Source organism: Citrobacter sp. RHBSTW-00944 (assembly GCF_013615435.1).
In the GTDB taxonomy this organism is placed as follows: Bacteria; Pseudomonadota; Gammaproteobacteria; order Enterobacterales; family Enterobacteriaceae; genus Citrobacter; species Citrobacter braakii.
The window spans coordinates 2,708,708-2,722,708 of record NZ_CP055418.1; the positions used below are offsets into that span (position 1 = coordinate 2,708,708).

The window sequence follows — 14,001 nt, forward strand, 5'->3', positions numbered from 1 at the left end:
CAATATGTTTGATTTTTCAAAGGTTGTGGACAGGCACGGTACCTGGTGTACTCAGTGGGATTACGTTGCCGACCGTTTTGGTTCAGCCGATCTGCTGCCATTCACCATCTCCGATATGGATTTTGCCACCGCACCTTGCATTCTGGAGGCGCTGACTCAGCGCCTGTCACATGGCGTGTTGGGTTACAGCCGCTGGAAAAACGATGAGTTTCTGGCGGCGATAAGCCATTGGTTTCTTTCGCGACATAACACCCAGATAGATCCTCAGTCGCTGGTATACGGCCCCTCGGTCATCTATATGGTGTCGGAGTTGATCCGCCAGTGGTCATCCGTGGGCGATGCGGTGGTTATCCATACTCCGGCGTACGATGCGTTTTACAAAGCGATTGAAGGTAATCAGTGCCAGGTGTGCGCAGTCGGACTAGAAAAACGCGCCGACGGCTGGTTTTGCGACATGGTTGCGCTGGAGAAAGCCCTGTCTCGACCTGAAAGCAAAATTCTTCTGCTTTGCAGCCCACAAAACCCAACGGGCAAAGTGTGGACGCGCGACGAGCTGGAAACCATGGCAGAACTGTGTCAGCGCCATGGTGTAAAAGTCATCTCCGATGAGATTCATATGGATATGGTATGGTCAGACCGGCCGCACATCCCGTGGAGTAACGTCGCGCGTGGCAGTTGGGCACTGCTCACTTCCGGCTCAAAGAGTTTTAATATTCCGGCACTAACCGGGGCTTACGGACTCATTGAAGATGCTCAAAGCCGCAACGATTACCTCAGCGCGTTAAAAGGCCGCGATGGTCTTTCCTCGCCTGCGGTGCTGGCGCTTAGCGCACATATTGCCGCTTATGAACAGGGTGCAAGCTGGCTTGATGCGCTGCGCGATTATCTTGCCAGCAATCTGCATTACGTTGCGCGTGAGCTTAATGCCGCATTCCCCGAACTCAACTGGCAGATCCCGCAATCCACCTATCTGGCATGGATTGACCTGCGTCCGCTCAATATTGATGACCATGCCTTGCAGGATGTTCTCATCCACCAGCAGAAAGTCGCTATCATGCCGGGATACACCTACGGAGAAGAAGGTCGCGGTTTTGTACGCCTCAATGCCGGATGTCCAAGATCCAAGCTTGAAAAAGGCGTTCAGAGGCTGATTAACGCCATCCGTTCTGTACGCTAATTAAGTTTGCTCAATGAAATTATTCATTGCGCAACATAGCTTTTTATCCCGATTTTTTCATATAATACGACGCACTTTACCTAAATACACGAGTGCGACCATGATTGATACTTCCCTCCCCCTGACCGACGTCCATCGCCACCTTGATGGTAACATCCGTGCCCAAACGATCCTGGATCTGGGTCGTCAGTTCAATTTAACGCTTCCGGCACAAACGCTGGAAACGCTGATCCCTCATGTGCAAGTCACATCAACTGAGCCGGATTTAGTGAGCTTTTTATCCAAGCTCGACTGGGGCGTGAAGGTACTGGCCTCTCTGGATGCGTGTCGCCGCGTGGCATTTGAGAATATTGAGGATGCAGCACGTAACGGTCTGCACTATGTAGAATTACGTTTTTCACCCGGCTATATGGCGATGGCGCATCAGCTCCCGGTTGCGGGCGTGGTTGAAGCCGTCATTGCCGGCGTACGCGAGGGCTGCAAGACCTTTGGCGTCGAAGCTCGCTTAATTGGCATTATGAGCCGTACCTTCGGCGAAGCCGCCTGCCTGCAGGAACTGGATGCGCTGTTAGCCCACCGTGACCATATTACGGCACTGGATCTGGCTGGTGACGAATTGGGTTTCCCGGGCAGTCTGTTCCTGTCGCATTTCAATCAGGCGCGCGACGCCGGCTGGCGTATTACCGTACATGCGGGCGAAGCCGCGGGACCAGAAAGTATCTGGCAGGCCATTAATGAGCTGGGCGCAGAACGTATTGGTCACGGCGTTAAAGCCGTTGAAGACCGTGCGTTGATGGATTACCTCGCCGAACACCGTATCGGCATCGAATCCTGCCTGACATCGAACATTCAGACCAGCACCGTCGCCTCTCTGGCAACCCACCCGCTGAAAACATTCCTTGAGCATGGCGTTTTAGCCAGCTTGAATACGGACGATCCGGCGGTACAGGGTGTGGATATTATTCACGAGTACACCATTGCCGCGCCAGCGGCAGGACTCACGCGCGAACAGATCCGTCAGGCGCAAATCAACGGCCTTGAAATGGCATTTCTGAGTAACGAAGAAAAACGTGCCCTGCGCGAGAAAGTCGCGGCAGCGTGACGGTTAAAGTGCCGGATGAGATGCTGAGCATCGCCATCCGGCATTTGCCTAATCAGGCAAGGCACAGCGTCGAGCGATGTTTCGCCGATTCAAGACCCAGCTCAATCAGCTCCATGATTTGAATAGCTTGTCTCGCCGGTACCGGGTTTTCACCATGACCATTTAGCGCATCACGAATGCCAGCATAGTACGCCGGGTAATTACCCGGTACAGTCAGCCAGGTCTCTTCAACCTGCTCTTCGCCTTCTATTCGCGTCAACACGCCATCGCGCATGTCGTAACCCCAGTCTTCCTGAGGCAGTCGCTCGCCATTTTTCAGGCGCTCTTCCTGCGGGTCAAGACCATACTTCACATAGCTGCCACGCGATCCATGCACGATATAACGGGCCGACTCAGCGGCAGCGAGCATGGTGCCGTGCAGAATCACACGACGCTGCGGGTAAGTCAGGATGGCATGGAAGTAATCCGTCGCTTGCGCACCTGGGCGAAGCTGAGCCAGGTCTACCGTCATGCTGACGGGCAAACCAAACAGGTTAATCGCCTGATCCAGAAGATGCGGTGCTAAATCATACCAGATGCCGCTGCCCGGCCCCCCCTGTTCACGCCAGCGGTCACGAACCTGGGGGCGGAATCGATCGAAATGGGATTCGAAATACGCCACCTCCCCCAAAACGCCATCCGCCAGCAGGGCTTTCAACGTCAGAAAATCACTGTCCCAGCGGCGGTTATGGAAAACGGACAGCACGCGGCCAAGGCTACGCGCCAACGCATCCAGTTCGCGTGCTTGTGACAGTGTCACGGTAAAAGGCTTATCAACAACCACATGTTTGCCCGCTTCCAGTGCAGCCTTCGCTAACGGGAAGTGAGTGTCGTTAGGCGTGGGGATCACAATCAGGTCGATATTCGGATCGTTAAAAAGGTGTTTAGGCTCAGCAACAACCGCCACCGTTGGCCAGTCTGCCTTCACTTTTGCTTCATCACTACTGGAAACCGCAGCCAGTTCGAGGCCCGGTGTGCCCACAATCAGGGGGGCATGGAAGGTTTTACTGGCGTAACCATAGCCAATTAGCCCAACGCGGATGTTGTCACTCATGTTATAGCCTCTCAATTCAGGACTGACCTATTTCACACCATACCCTGCAACGTCTCAATAGTTTAATAACCATTGCGCTACAAAGGTTGTTTATTAACTTAAGTCAAACATATGCCACTTATGCTTAACTTGCAGCGAAAAAGAGGGAGAAATCGTTCCCAATTATCTTGCTGTATTATTGAGAGATTAGTAACATTTGCAGCCTGTGTTTATGGATAAATCAAAGCAAATGTCATCAGTAATGAATCGTCTTATTGAATTAGCAGGTTGGATTGTTCTCACCGTCTCTGTGATCCTGCTGGGTGTTGCCAATCATATTGACAATTACCAGCCACCGGAGCCCGTTGCTGCTGTGCAGAAGAAATAAGCATCTGCAGTCCCTTATAACCCGGCAATTAACATCGAGTAACGGCAGGGTTTGGCTGCAAAAGATCGAATTTTGTCAAAAAAAGAGAATAATGCTGCATCCCGCTCCGGTGCATATTGCCTGCTGTAGCGAAGCGCGTTACCCTTACCGCAGGTGCGCATAGCGCCTGCTTTTCCACAGGTATGAACACTCTTCTCACTTTTGCGCGTCAATCCGCTTTTACCTGTGCAGGTTGTTTATTATTTATATTTACTACTCCGTTGGTATTATTTTATTAATATGGATTTCCATTTATGACTGTTCAGGATTACTTATTAAAATTCCGCAAAATCAGTTCACTCGAAAGTCTGGAAAAACTGTTCGACCATCTTAACTACACGCTCACCGACGATAGCGACATTATCAATATGTATCGCGCTGCAGACCATCGCCGTGCGGAGCTTATCTCAGGAGGTCGTCTGTTTGATGTTGGTCAGGTACCCAAATCAGTCTGGCATTACGTGCAATAAAGAAGAAAGTAGCGCTCAACGTTAAAAGCTTTATAATAATTGCCCCAAAATGAATGGCATGTTTGATTGCGCGCGTAAACCTGGAGAAGAGATGACTACCACACCGGCACAACGTATCGGGGGCTGGCTACTTGGGCCACTGGCCTGGCTGTTAGTCGCATTGTTGAGCGCTTCGCTGGCGTTATTACTTTATGTCACTGCGCTGGCTACACCGCAAACCTTCCAAACGCTGGGTGCGCAAAGTACGGCAAATTTGCTGTTATGGGGCGTCTCTTTTATTACCGCGATTGCCATGTGGTATTACACGCTGTGGCTGACGATTGCGTTTTTCAAACGCAGAGCCTGTGTGCCTAAGCATTATATTCTATGGCTGCTGATCTCCGTGTTACTGGCGATTAAAGCGTTTGCGTTTTCACCGGTTCCGGACGCCTTTGCCGTGCGCCAACTGCTGTTCCCATTGCTGGCTGCAGCACTGTTGGTGCCCTATTTCAAACGCTCGCAACGCGTTAAATCGACGTTTGTGAATCCGTAATAACCCTACAGTTAACCTGTTGTCGCCTGTTGTAGATTGTCAGATAATAGGCGGCTTTTTTATTTCAGGCCGAAAAATGACTGATTACCTGCTGCTGTTTGTCGGAACTGTACTGGTCAATAACTTTGTACTGGTCAAGTTTCTGGGGCTCTGCCCGTTTATGGGCGTTTCCAAAAAACTGGAAACCGCAATGGGTATGGGCCTTGCCACGACGTTTGTCATGACACTGGCATCCATCTGCGCATGGCTGATTGATACCTGGATCCTTATTCCACTCAATCTCATCTATCTGCGCACGCTGGCTTTTATTCTGGTCATCGCCGTCGTCGTGCAATTTACCGAGATGGTTGTACGCAAAACCAGCCCTGCACTTTACCGCCTGCTGGGGATCTTCCTACCGCTGATCACCACTAACTGCGCGGTATTAGGCGTGGCGTTACTGAACATCAACCTCGGTCATAACTTTTTACAGTCGGCGCTATACGGTTTTTCCGCCGCCGTCGGCTTCTCACTGGTGATGGTACTGTTCGCCGCGATCCGCGAACGCCTCGCCGTGGCGGACGTGCCTGCACCGTTTCGCGGTAATGCGATTGCGCTGATTACCGCTGGTTTAATGTCATTGGCCTTTATGGGCTTTAGTGGTTTGGTGAAGTTGTAATGAATGCTATCTGGATTGCCGTTGCCGCAGTGAGTCTACTGGGTCTGGCGTTCGGCGCTATTTTGGGTTACGCCTCACGACGTTTTGCCGTCGAAGATGATCCTGTCGTGGAGAAAATTGATGAAATTCTCCCGCAAAGCCAGTGTGGACAATGCGGCTATCCGGGCTGTCATCCTTACGCTGAAGCGATCGGCTCTCAGGGCGAAAAAATCAACCGTTGCGCACCCGGTGGCGAAGCGGTGATGTTAAAAATTGCCGCCCTGCTGAACGTCGACCCGCAGCCGATTGATGGTGATGAACACGATGTTACCCCCGTGCGTATGCTGGCGGTCATTGATGAAAATAACTGTATCGGTTGTACAAAGTGCATTCAGGCCTGCCCGGTTGATGCGATCGTGGGCGCGACCCGCGCTATGCACACGGTGATGAGCGATCTCTGCACCGGGTGCAACCTGTGCGTTGATCCGTGCCCGACGCAATGTATCGAATTACGCCCGGTGGCCGAGACACCTGATAGCTGGAAATGGGATTTAAACACCATCCCTGTGCGCATCATTCCCGTGGAACAACATGTTTAAGTTATTCTCTGCATTCAGAAAAAACAAAATCTGGGACTTTGATGGCGGCATTCATCCACCAGAAATGAAGACCCAGTCGAACGGTACGCCGCTGCGACAGGTTCCGCTGGCGCCACGCTTTGTTATTCCGCTGAAACAACATATTGGCGCGGAGGGTGAGCTGTGCGTAAACGTAGGCGACACCGTGCTGCGTGGTCAGGCGTTAACCCTTGGGCGTGGTAAAATGCTTCCGGTACATGCGCCAACGTCAGGCACCGTTGTTGCTATTGCGCCGCATTCTATTGCACATCCATCGGCATTAGCTGAGCTGAGCGTTATTATTGATGCCGATGGCGAAGATCGCTGGATTGAGCGAGACGGCTGGGCCGATTACCGTTCCCGCAGCCGGGAAGAGCTGATCGCACGTATTCACCAGTTCGGCGTCGCCGGACTGGGTGGCGCGGGTTTTCCCACCGGCGTTAAGCTGCAGGGCGGCGGAGATAAAATTGAAACGCTGATAATTAACGCTGCTGAATGCGAGCCGTACATTACGGCTGATGACCGCCTGATGCAGGACTGCGCGGCGCAGGTCGTCGAAGGTATCCGCATCCTGGCGCATATTCTTCAGCCACGCGAAATTCTACTGGGCATTGAAGATAACAAGCCACAGGCAATTTCCATGCTGCGCGCGGTGCTGGCTGATTCACACGATATCAGCTTACGCGTGATCCCCACCAAGTACCCGTCAGGCGGGGCCAAACAGTTAACGCAAATCCTGACCGGCAAGCAGGTTCCCCACGGGGGACGCTCCTCAGATATCGGCGTGCTGATGCAAAACGTTGGAACCGCCTACGCGATTAAACGTGCGGTGATTGACGGAGAACCGATTACCGAGCGTGTCGTGACGCTGACCGGCGAAGCCGTCAGCCGTCCGGGCAACGTCTGGGCGCGTTTAGGCACGCCGGTTCGTCATCTGCTCAACGACGCGGGCTTCTGCCCTTCCGCCGACCAGATGGTGATTATGGGCGGGCCGCTGATGGGCTTTACGCTGCCGTGGCTGGATGTACCGGTGGTGAAGATAACCAACTGTCTTCTGGCGCCCTCTGCCAGTGAAATGGGAGAAACGCCGGAAGAGAAAGGCTGCATTCGCTGTAGCGCATGCGCCGATGCCTGTCCGGCCGATCTCCTGCCGCAACAGCTTTATTGGTTCAGTAAAGGGCAGCAGCACGACAAAGCAACGGCGCACAATATCGCGGACTGCATTGAATGCGGTGCCTGCGCCTGGGTATGCCCAAGCAATATTCCACTGGTGCAGTATTTCCGTCAGGAAAAAGCCGAGATTTATGCCATTAGTCTGGAAGAAAAACGTGCCGCTGAAGCGAAAGCGCGATTTGAAGCCCGACAGGCGCGACTCGAACGTGAAAAAGCAGCACGTCTTGAACGTCACAAAAGCGCTGCCGTTCAGCCTGCGGCTAAAGATCATGATGCCATTGCCGCCGCGCTGGCTCGCGTAAAAGAAAAGCAGGCTCAGGCAATGCAGCCGGTAGTCATTCAGGCTGGCGAAAAACCTGACAATAGTGCCGTGATTGCCGCACGCGAGGCGCGTAAGGCGCAAGCTCGCGCAACCCGGATGGAAAACCCTCCCCAAACAGGAGGCAGCAGTACAGAGGTCGATCCGCGTAAAGCTGCCGTGGAAGCGGCAATCGCTCGTGCCAAAGCCCGCAAGCTTGAGCAGGAAACCGTAACGGAAACAGCCGAACCGGTCGACCCGCGTAAAGCCGCCGTGGAAGCGGCTATCGCCCGCGCCAAAGCTCGCAAGCTTGAACAGGAAACCGTAACGGAAACAGCCGAACCGGTGGATCCGCGTAAAGCCGCCGTGGAAGCGGCTATCGCCCGCGCCAAAGCCCGCAAGCTCGAGCAGCAGGCGGTTACGGAAACAGCCGAACCGGTGGATCCGCGTAAAGCCGCCGTGGAAGCGGCTATCGCCCGCGCCAAAGCTCGCAAGCTCGAGCAGCAGACGGTTACGGAAACAGTCGAACCGGTGGATCCGCGTAAAGCCGCCGTCGCGGCCGCTATTGCACGCGCTCAGGCAAAGAAAGCCGCCCAGCAGCAGGTTGTAAACGAGGAATAAATGGTATTCAGAATAGCAAGCTCCCCTTATACCCATAACCAGCGCCAGACATCGCGTATCATGATGCTGGTATTACTGGCTGCATTGCCGGGGATCGCCGCTCAGCTGTGGTTTTTTGGCTGGGGTACGTTGTTCCAGATAGTTCTGGCCGCCATCAGCGCTATCGCCGCCGAAGCGGGCGTGCTTAAACTGCGCAAACAACCCATTGTCGCGATTTTACAAGACAACTCCGCATTGCTCACCGGGTTACTGCTGGCCGTGAGTATTCCCCCGCTCGCCCCGTGGTGGATGGTAGTTTTAGGCACGGTATTCGCCGTTATCATTGCTAAACAGCTGTATGGCGGCCTCGGTCAGAACCCGTTTAACCCCGCCATGATTGGTTACGTGGTGCTGCTGATTTCATTCCCGGTACAGATGACAAGCTGGCTGCCGCCGCATGAAATTGCGGCGACTGTGCCTGGTTTTTTTGACGCCCTGAACGTTATCTTTAGCGGACATACCGCCAGTGGCGGGGATATGAACACGCTGCGTATGGGTATTGATGGTATCAGTCAGGCAACGCCTCTCGATACCTTTAAGACTTCGCTGCATGCGGGACGTACTGTTGAGCAGGTGATGCAATACCCAATCTACAGCGGCATGCTTGCAGGCGCTGGCTGGCAGTGGGTTAACCTTGCCTGGCTGGTGGGCGGCGTCGTGTTGCTATGGCAGAAAGCGATTCGCTGGCATATCCCGGTTAGCTTCCTGCTGTCGCTCGCCGTTTGTGCCACTTTAGGCTGGATTTTCTCGCCAGATTCGCTGGCCTCGCCTCAGTTGCACCTACTTTCCGGCGCGACCATGCTGGGTGCATTCTTTATTCTTACCGATCCCGTTACAGCATCAACAACCAACCGTGGCCGCCTGATTTTTGGCGCACTTGCGGGCCTGTTAGTGTGGTTGATTCGCAGTTTTGGCGGTTATCCTGATGGCGTGGCTTTTGCCGTATTGCTGGCAAATATCACGGTTCCCCTGATTGATTATTACACCCGCCCTCGCGTGTACGGACATCGCTAAGGACTCCCTATGCTGAAAACGATTCGTAAACACGGTATTACTCTGGCGCTGTTTGCAGCGGGCTCGACGGGGTTAACCGCGGCAATCAATCAATTAACCAAGTCCACCATTGATGAACAAGCCGCGCTGCAGCAAAAAACGCTGTTCGATCAGGTTCTGCCAGGCGATCGCTACAATAATAACTTGTCCGAAAGTTGTTATCTGGTCGATGCGCAGGCGTTGGGCAAAGGTACTCACCGAGTGTATATTGCCCGCCAGGACGATCGTCCCGTTGCAGCAATTCTTGAAGCTACGGCGCCAGATGGTTATTCCGGGGCTATTCAACTGCTGGTTGGTGTCGATTTTTCGGGTACCGTGTTGGGTACGCGGGTGACCGAACATCATGAAACGCCAGGGCTGGGCGATAAAATCGAACTGCGACTGTCCGACTGGATCACCCACTTTAGCGGCAAAACGATCGCTGCGGGTAACGACGCTCACTGGGCGGTGAAAAAAGACGGCGGCGACTTTGACCAGTTTACTGGCGCAACCATTACGCCGCGTGCGGTAGTTAATGCAGTAAAACGCGCCGGTTTGTATGCGCAGACGCTGCCCGCGCAACTTCCTCAACTTAGCGCCTGTGGAGAATAAACCATGAGCGAAATTAAAGACGTTATTGTCCAAGGGTTATGGAAAAATAACTCCGCGCTTGTGCAGTTACTCGGGATGTGTCCGCTGTTGGCCGTCACCTCGACTGCCACTAACGCGCTGGGCCTGGGACTCGCGACTACGCTCGTCCTGACGCTGACGAATCTGACGATTTCTGCCCTTCGTCGCTGGACACCGCCTGAAATTCGTATTCCGATTTATGTCATGATCATCGCCTCCGTGGTGAGCGCGGTGCAAATGTTGATCAATGCCTACGCTTTTGGCCTGTATCAGTCTCTGGGCATCTTTATCCCGCTGATTGTGACCAACTGTATTGTTGTTGGCCGCGCTGAAGCCTTCGCAGCCAAAAAGGGCCCTGCGCTATCCGCACTCGATGGCTTTTCCATCGGCATGGGCGCAACTGGCGCCATGTTTGTTCTGGGCTCGCTACGTGAAATAATTGGTAACGGTACACTCTTTGATGGCGCAGACGGTTTGTTGGGTAGCTGGGCCAAAGTATTGCGCGTTGAGATCTTTCATACCGATACGCCGTTTCTGCTGGCCATGCTGCCACCAGGCGCGTTTATTGGCCTGGGTCTGATGCTGGCTGTTAAGTATCTGATTGATGAGAAAATGAAGAAACGTCGTGCCGAGGCGGCTGTCACGGACAGTCCGGCCGGTGAAACAGGGAATGTGTAATGAACAAAGCAAAACGGCTGGAAATACTGACGCGCCTGCGTGAGAACAATCCGCATCCGACAACCGAGCTAAATTTTACATCGCCGTTCGAACTGCTGATTTCAGTCTTGCTCTCCGCGCAGGCCACCGATGTCAGCGTCAATAAAGCGACGGCTAAGCTCTACCCCATCGCCAATACGCCAGCCGCGATGCTGGAGCTAGGCGTTGAAGGGGTTAAGTCCTACATCAAGACAATCGGTTTGTTTAACAGCAAAGCGGAGAACGTGATTAAAACCTGCCGCATTCTGCTGGAGCAACATAATGGTGAAGTGCCTGAAGACCGGGCCGCATTAGAAGCCCTGCCCGGGGTTGGGCGAAAGACGGCTAATGTGGTGTTAAATACCGCCTTTGGCTGGCCCACTATTGCCGTAGATACCCATATTTTTCGCGTTTGTAATCGTACCCAGTTCGCACCGGGTAAAAACGTAGAGCAGGTTGAAGAGAAGCTGCTGAAAGTCGTACCCAGTGAATTTAAAGTCGATTGCCATCACTGGTTAATTCTTCATGGCCGCTACACCTGCATAGCCAGAAAGCCACGCTGCGGTTCCTGCATTATCGAAGATCTTTGCGAATTCAAAGAGAAAGTCGATATCTGATGCTGCCGGGGCATACTGCTTGCCCCTCGCTAACATAACGATTAGTTATGCACTCCCCTGAGTTTATTTTCCCGACAATGATGCCGTTCAACCGCGCATATCTAATGCAATATTCTTGTTAATTAACACCTGAGCAGGTTAATCGTTTTTTTAGTAAAAGAAATTTCTATCTATACGTGATCCAGATCATCCAGATAACACAATGTTAAAAAATATTTATTTTTTAGTTAAAGTGACAATCAGATGACCTAACTGAACAGTTTCTAAACAAAACATTACACTGGCTATTTTTCAGATAATGGCCTATATCACTGGATTCAAGCGCAAATAGCAGAACATATCGCCACATTGCGGTTTTTACCCTGATTAAACAGTGTAAAAATCTGCCATTTTTCAAATGAAGAAATTTAACGCTAGATAACATTTCACAGTCCCGACGATTTCACCATTCATGATATATGTAACAGATTATTACAAACCACTTGTCTGAATGGTCAAGATAGTGAACATTACTTGCCGTTTCCCCTCCCACTATAACAATCGGACGGATGAACTTGACTCATCACGTGCCTGAACACCCCCGTTGATATGGGATGTAAAAAAAGAGGTAAAAGTGTCTACTGCAAACAATAAACCAACAGAAAGCGTGAGTTTAAACGCCTTCAAACAACCAAAAGCGTTCTATCTCATTTTCTCTATTGAGCTGTGGGAGCGTTTTGGTTATTACGGCCTGCAAGGAATTATGGCCGTCTACCTGGTTAAACAACTGGGTATGTCAGAAGCGGATTCCATCACCCTTTTCTCGTCCTTTAGCGCCCTGGTGTACGGTCTGGTTGCCATTGGCGGCTGGTTAGGTGATAAAGTTCTGGGTACAAAACGTGTCATTATGCTGGGTGCCGTTGTCCTGGCCATCGGTTATGCGTTGGTAGCATGGTCTGGTCACGATGCGGGCATCGTTTATATGGGCATGGCGGCCATCGCGGTCGGTAACGGCCTGTTTAAAGCAAACCCATCATCCCTGCTCTCTACCTGCTATGCCAAAGATGACCCGCGTCTTGATGGTGCATTTACCATGTACTACATGTCCGTCAACATCGGTTCATTCTTCTCTATGCTGGCAACACCGTGGTTAGCTGCGCATTACGGCTGGAGCACCGCGTTCGCTCTGAGCGTCGTGGGTATGCTGATTACCGTTGTTAACTTCGCATTCTGTCAGCGCTGGGTTAAACAGTACGGTTCTAAACCTGACTTTGAGCCGATCAACTTCCGTAACCTGTTGCTGACTATTGTTGGCGTCGTGGTGCTGATCGCGATTGCAACCTGGTTGCTGCACAACCAGCAGATCGCTCGTATGGTTCTGGGCGTCATTGCTCTGGGTATCGTGTTTATCTTCGGTAAAGAAGCATTCACCATGCACGGTGCTGCGCGTCGTAAAATGATCGTCGCCTTCATTCTGATGCTGGAAGCGATTATCTTCTTCGTGCTGTACAGCCAGATGCCGACCTCACTGAACTTCTTCGCGATTCGTAACGTTGAGCACTCTATTCTTGGCATTGCTTTCGAACCTGAGCAGTACCAGGCACTGAACCCGTTCTGGATCATCATTGGTAGCCCAATCCTCGCCGCTATCTATAACAAGATGGGCGATACCCTGCCGATGCCAACCAAGTTTGCGATTGGTATGGTGCTGTGTTCCGGTGCGTTCCTGATCCTGCCGCTGGGTGCTAAATTCGCTACCGATGCGGGCATCGTTTCCGTTAACTGGCTGATCATCTGCTACGGTCTGCAAAGTATCGGTGAACTGATGATCTCCGGTCTGGGTCTGGCAATGGTGGCTCAGTTGGTTCCGCAACGCCTGATGGGCTTCATCATGGGTAGCTGGTTCCTGACCACTGCAGGTGCAAACATCATCGGTGGTTACGTAGCCAACATGATGGCTGTACCAGAGAACGTCACTGACCCGCTGATGTCCCTTGAAGTCTACGGTCGTGTGTTCCTGCAGATTGGTGTTGCTACGGCTGTTATCGCTGTTCTGATGCTGCTGACGGCACCGAAACTGAATCGTATGACTCAGGACGATGACGTCAATGAGAAAGCCTCTAAGGCCGCGACAGCGTAATTCTCAGGGAAACTCTTTTTCAGGCCGCTAACTGGTGTTAGCGGCTTTTTTTTTGCCTGAGCTAGCACTACCATACGATATACCTCAGCCAAAAGGAGTTACCGATGAAACTGTTCTACAAACCGGGCGCTTGTTCTCTTGCTTCCCACATCACACTTCGTGAGAGCGGTAAAGATTTCACGCTGGATGGTGTTGATCTGATGAAGAAGCGTCTGGAAAACGGCGATGATTTTTTCGCGGTAAACCCAAAAGGGCAAGTTCCCGCGCTGCTGCTGGATGACGGTACGCTACTGACCGAAGGCGTCGCCATCATGCAATACCTGGCGGACACCGTTCCAGACCGTCAACTCCTTGCCCCGACCAGCAGCCTCTCCCGTTACAAAACCATTGAATGGCTTAACTACATTGCGACAGAACTGCATAAAGGCTTTACCCCACTGTTCCGTCCCGATACGCCGGAAGACTTCAAGCCAACCGTTCGCGCGCTGCTGGAGAAAAAAATGCAGTATGTGAACGACGCGCTGCAAGATAACCAATGGATCTGCGGTTCGCGCTTCAGCATTGCGGACGCCTATCTGTTCACCGTGCTGCGTTGGGCCTATGCGGTTAAGCTGAATATGGCAGGGTTAAGCAATATCGATGCGTATATGGCGCGTATGGCTGAACGTCCGGCGGTTGCCGCGGCGTTGAAAGCAGAAGGGTTAAATTAATTGTTGTTGCCGGGTAGCGCTTGCGCTTACCC

The 14,001-nt window shown here is 52.4% G+C and carries 15 protein-coding genes; 14 read left to right on the forward strand and 1 reads right to left on the reverse strand.

All coding sequences use genetic code 11. The annotated features are described in order from the left end of the window. Positions 1 to 4 precede the first annotated feature (4 nt). Together HV334_RS12995 and add are read left to right on the forward strand one after the other, a co-directional pair. Positions 5 to 1,177: a MalY/PatB family protein gene (locus HV334_RS12995; RefSeq protein WP_181220463.1), complete on the forward strand. Its 1,173-nt coding sequence runs from the start codon at positions 5 to 7 to the stop codon at positions 1,175 to 1,177. 100 nt (positions 1,178 to 1,277) lie between these two features. Beyond that, positions 1,278 to 2,279 (forward strand): adenosine deaminase, encoded by a 1,002-nt coding sequence (gene add / locus HV334_RS13000; RefSeq protein ID WP_181220464.1) that lies wholly within the window; start codon positions 1,278 to 1,280, stop codon positions 2,277 to 2,279. A 52-nt stretch (positions 2,280 to 2,331) separates the two neighbouring features. Here add and HV334_RS13005 read toward each other — a convergent pair whose 3' ends face one another. Continuing rightward, positions 2,332 to 3,372 (reverse strand): oxidoreductase, encoded by a 1,041-nt coding sequence (locus HV334_RS13005; protein WP_016153010.1) that lies wholly within the window; start codon positions 3,370 to 3,372, stop codon positions 2,332 to 2,334. Between the two features lie 241 nt (positions 3,373 to 3,613). On the opposite strand from HV334_RS13005, the gene blr reads away from it, so the two are divergent. From blr to gstA, 12 genes are all read left to right on the forward strand, one after another. Beyond that, entirely contained in the window at positions 3,614 to 3,739 is a 126-nt protein-coding gene (blr, locus tag HV334_RS13010; RefSeq protein WP_019076739.1) for a division septum protein Blr, read from the forward strand. 293 nt (positions 3,740 to 4,032) lie between these two features. After that, complete coding sequence (ydgT, locus tag HV334_RS13015; protein WP_003832804.1) at positions 4,033 to 4,248, forward strand: transcription modulator YdgT; 216 nt, start codon at positions 4,033 to 4,035, stop codon at positions 4,246 to 4,248. Positions 4,249 to 4,339: 91 nt separating this feature from the next. Next, complete coding sequence (locus HV334_RS13020; protein ID WP_016153009.1) at positions 4,340 to 4,780, forward strand: DUF2569 domain-containing protein; 441 nt, start codon at positions 4,340 to 4,342, stop codon at positions 4,778 to 4,780. A gap of 76 nt (positions 4,781 to 4,856) precedes the next feature. Beyond that, positions 4,857 to 5,438, forward strand: coding sequence for an electron transport complex subunit RsxA (gene rsxA / locus HV334_RS13025; RefSeq protein WP_003029144.1), 582 nt, complete (start codon positions 4,857 to 4,859; stop codon positions 5,436 to 5,438). Next, positions 5,438 to 6,016, forward strand: coding sequence for an electron transport complex subunit RsxB (gene rsxB / locus HV334_RS13030; protein ID WP_006684670.1), 579 nt, complete (start codon positions 5,438 to 5,440; stop codon positions 6,014 to 6,016). Before rsxA ends, rsxB begins: the two co-directional genes overlap by 1 nt. Next, the gene (gene rsxC, locus HV334_RS13035; protein WP_181220465.1) at positions 6,009 to 8,126 is read left to right on the forward strand and encodes an electron transport complex subunit RsxC; all 2,118 of its coding nucleotides are present in this window, start codon (positions 6,009 to 6,011) and stop codon (positions 8,124 to 8,126) included. The genes rsxB and rsxC overlap by 8 nt, the downstream gene beginning before the upstream one ends. Next, positions 8,127 to 9,179: an electron transport complex subunit RsxD gene (rsxD, locus tag HV334_RS13040; RefSeq protein WP_137397051.1), complete on the forward strand. Its 1,053-nt coding sequence runs from the start codon at positions 8,127 to 8,129 to the stop codon at positions 9,177 to 9,179. Between the two features lie 9 nt (positions 9,180 to 9,188). Further along, positions 9,189 to 9,809: an electron transport complex subunit RsxG gene (gene rsxG, locus HV334_RS13045; RefSeq protein WP_016153006.1), complete on the forward strand. Its 621-nt coding sequence runs from the start codon at positions 9,189 to 9,191 to the stop codon at positions 9,807 to 9,809. 3 nt (positions 9,810 to 9,812) lie between these two features. Next, positions 9,813 to 10,505, forward strand: coding sequence for an electron transport complex subunit E (locus HV334_RS13050; protein WP_016153005.1), 693 nt, complete (start codon positions 9,813 to 9,815; stop codon positions 10,503 to 10,505). Next, positions 10,505 to 11,140 (forward strand): endonuclease III, encoded by a 636-nt coding sequence (gene nth / locus HV334_RS13055; protein WP_016153004.1) that lies wholly within the window; start codon positions 10,505 to 10,507, stop codon positions 11,138 to 11,140. Before HV334_RS13050 ends, nth begins: the two co-directional genes overlap by 1 nt. Before the next feature lie 613 nt (positions 11,141 to 11,753). Then, the gene (gene dtpA / locus HV334_RS13060) at positions 11,754 to 13,259 is read left to right on the forward strand and encodes a dipeptide/tripeptide permease DtpA (RefSeq protein WP_016153003.1); all 1,506 of its coding nucleotides are present in this window, start codon (positions 11,754 to 11,756) and stop codon (positions 13,257 to 13,259) included. A gap of 104 nt (positions 13,260 to 13,363) precedes the next feature. Next, on the forward strand, positions 13,364 to 13,969 hold the full coding sequence (gstA, locus tag HV334_RS13065) for a glutathione transferase GstA (RefSeq protein WP_016153002.1): 606 nt from the start codon (positions 13,364 to 13,366) through the stop codon (positions 13,967 to 13,969). Positions 13,970 to 14,001 lie beyond the last annotated feature (32 nt).

Excerpts from the sequence above, each read along its gene's own strand:
- rsxA (WP_003029144.1), top strand. The coding sequence starts at position 4,857 with ATGACTGATTACCTGCTGCTGTTTGTCGGAACTGTACTGGTCAATAAC.
- blr (WP_019076739.1), top strand. The coding sequence starts at position 3,614 with ATGAATCGTCTTATTGAATTAGCAGGTTGGATTGTTCTCACCGTCTCT.
- rsxG (WP_016153006.1), top strand. The coding sequence starts at position 9,189 with ATGCTGAAAACGATTCGTAAACACGGTATTACTCTGGCGCTGTTTGCA.
- ydgT (WP_003832804.1), top strand. The coding sequence starts at position 4,033 with ATGACTGTTCAGGATTACTTATTAAAATTCCGCAAAATCAGTTCACTC.
- rsxB (WP_006684670.1), top strand. The coding sequence starts at position 5,438 with ATGAATGCTATCTGGATTGCCGTTGCCGCAGTGAGTCTACTGGGTCTG.
- rsxD (WP_137397051.1), top strand. The coding sequence starts at position 8,127 with ATGGTATTCAGAATAGCAAGCTCCCCTTATACCCATAACCAGCGCCAG.
- add (WP_181220464.1), top strand. The coding sequence starts at position 1,278 with ATGATTGATACTTCCCTCCCCCTGACCGACGTCCATCGCCACCTTGAT.
- nth (WP_016153004.1), top strand. The coding sequence starts at position 10,505 with ATGAACAAAGCAAAACGGCTGGAAATACTGACGCGCCTGCGTGAGAAC.
- gstA (WP_016153002.1), top strand. The coding sequence starts at position 13,364 with ATGAAACTGTTCTACAAACCGGGCGCTTGTTCTCTTGCTTCCCACATC.
- rsxC (WP_181220465.1), top strand. The coding sequence starts at position 6,009 with ATGTTTAAGTTATTCTCTGCATTCAGAAAAAACAAAATCTGGGACTTT.
- HV334_RS12995 (WP_181220463.1), top strand. The coding sequence starts at position 5 with ATGTTTGATTTTTCAAAGGTTGTGGACAGGCACGGTACCTGGTGTACT.
- HV334_RS13050 (WP_016153005.1), top strand. The coding sequence starts at position 9,813 with ATGAGCGAAATTAAAGACGTTATTGTCCAAGGGTTATGGAAAAATAAC.
- HV334_RS13005 (WP_016153010.1), bottom strand. The coding sequence starts at position 3,372 with ATGAGTGACAACATCCGCGTTGGGCTAATTGGCTATGGTTACGCCAGT.
- HV334_RS13020 (WP_016153009.1), top strand. The coding sequence starts at position 4,340 with ATGACTACCACACCGGCACAACGTATCGGGGGCTGGCTACTTGGGCCA.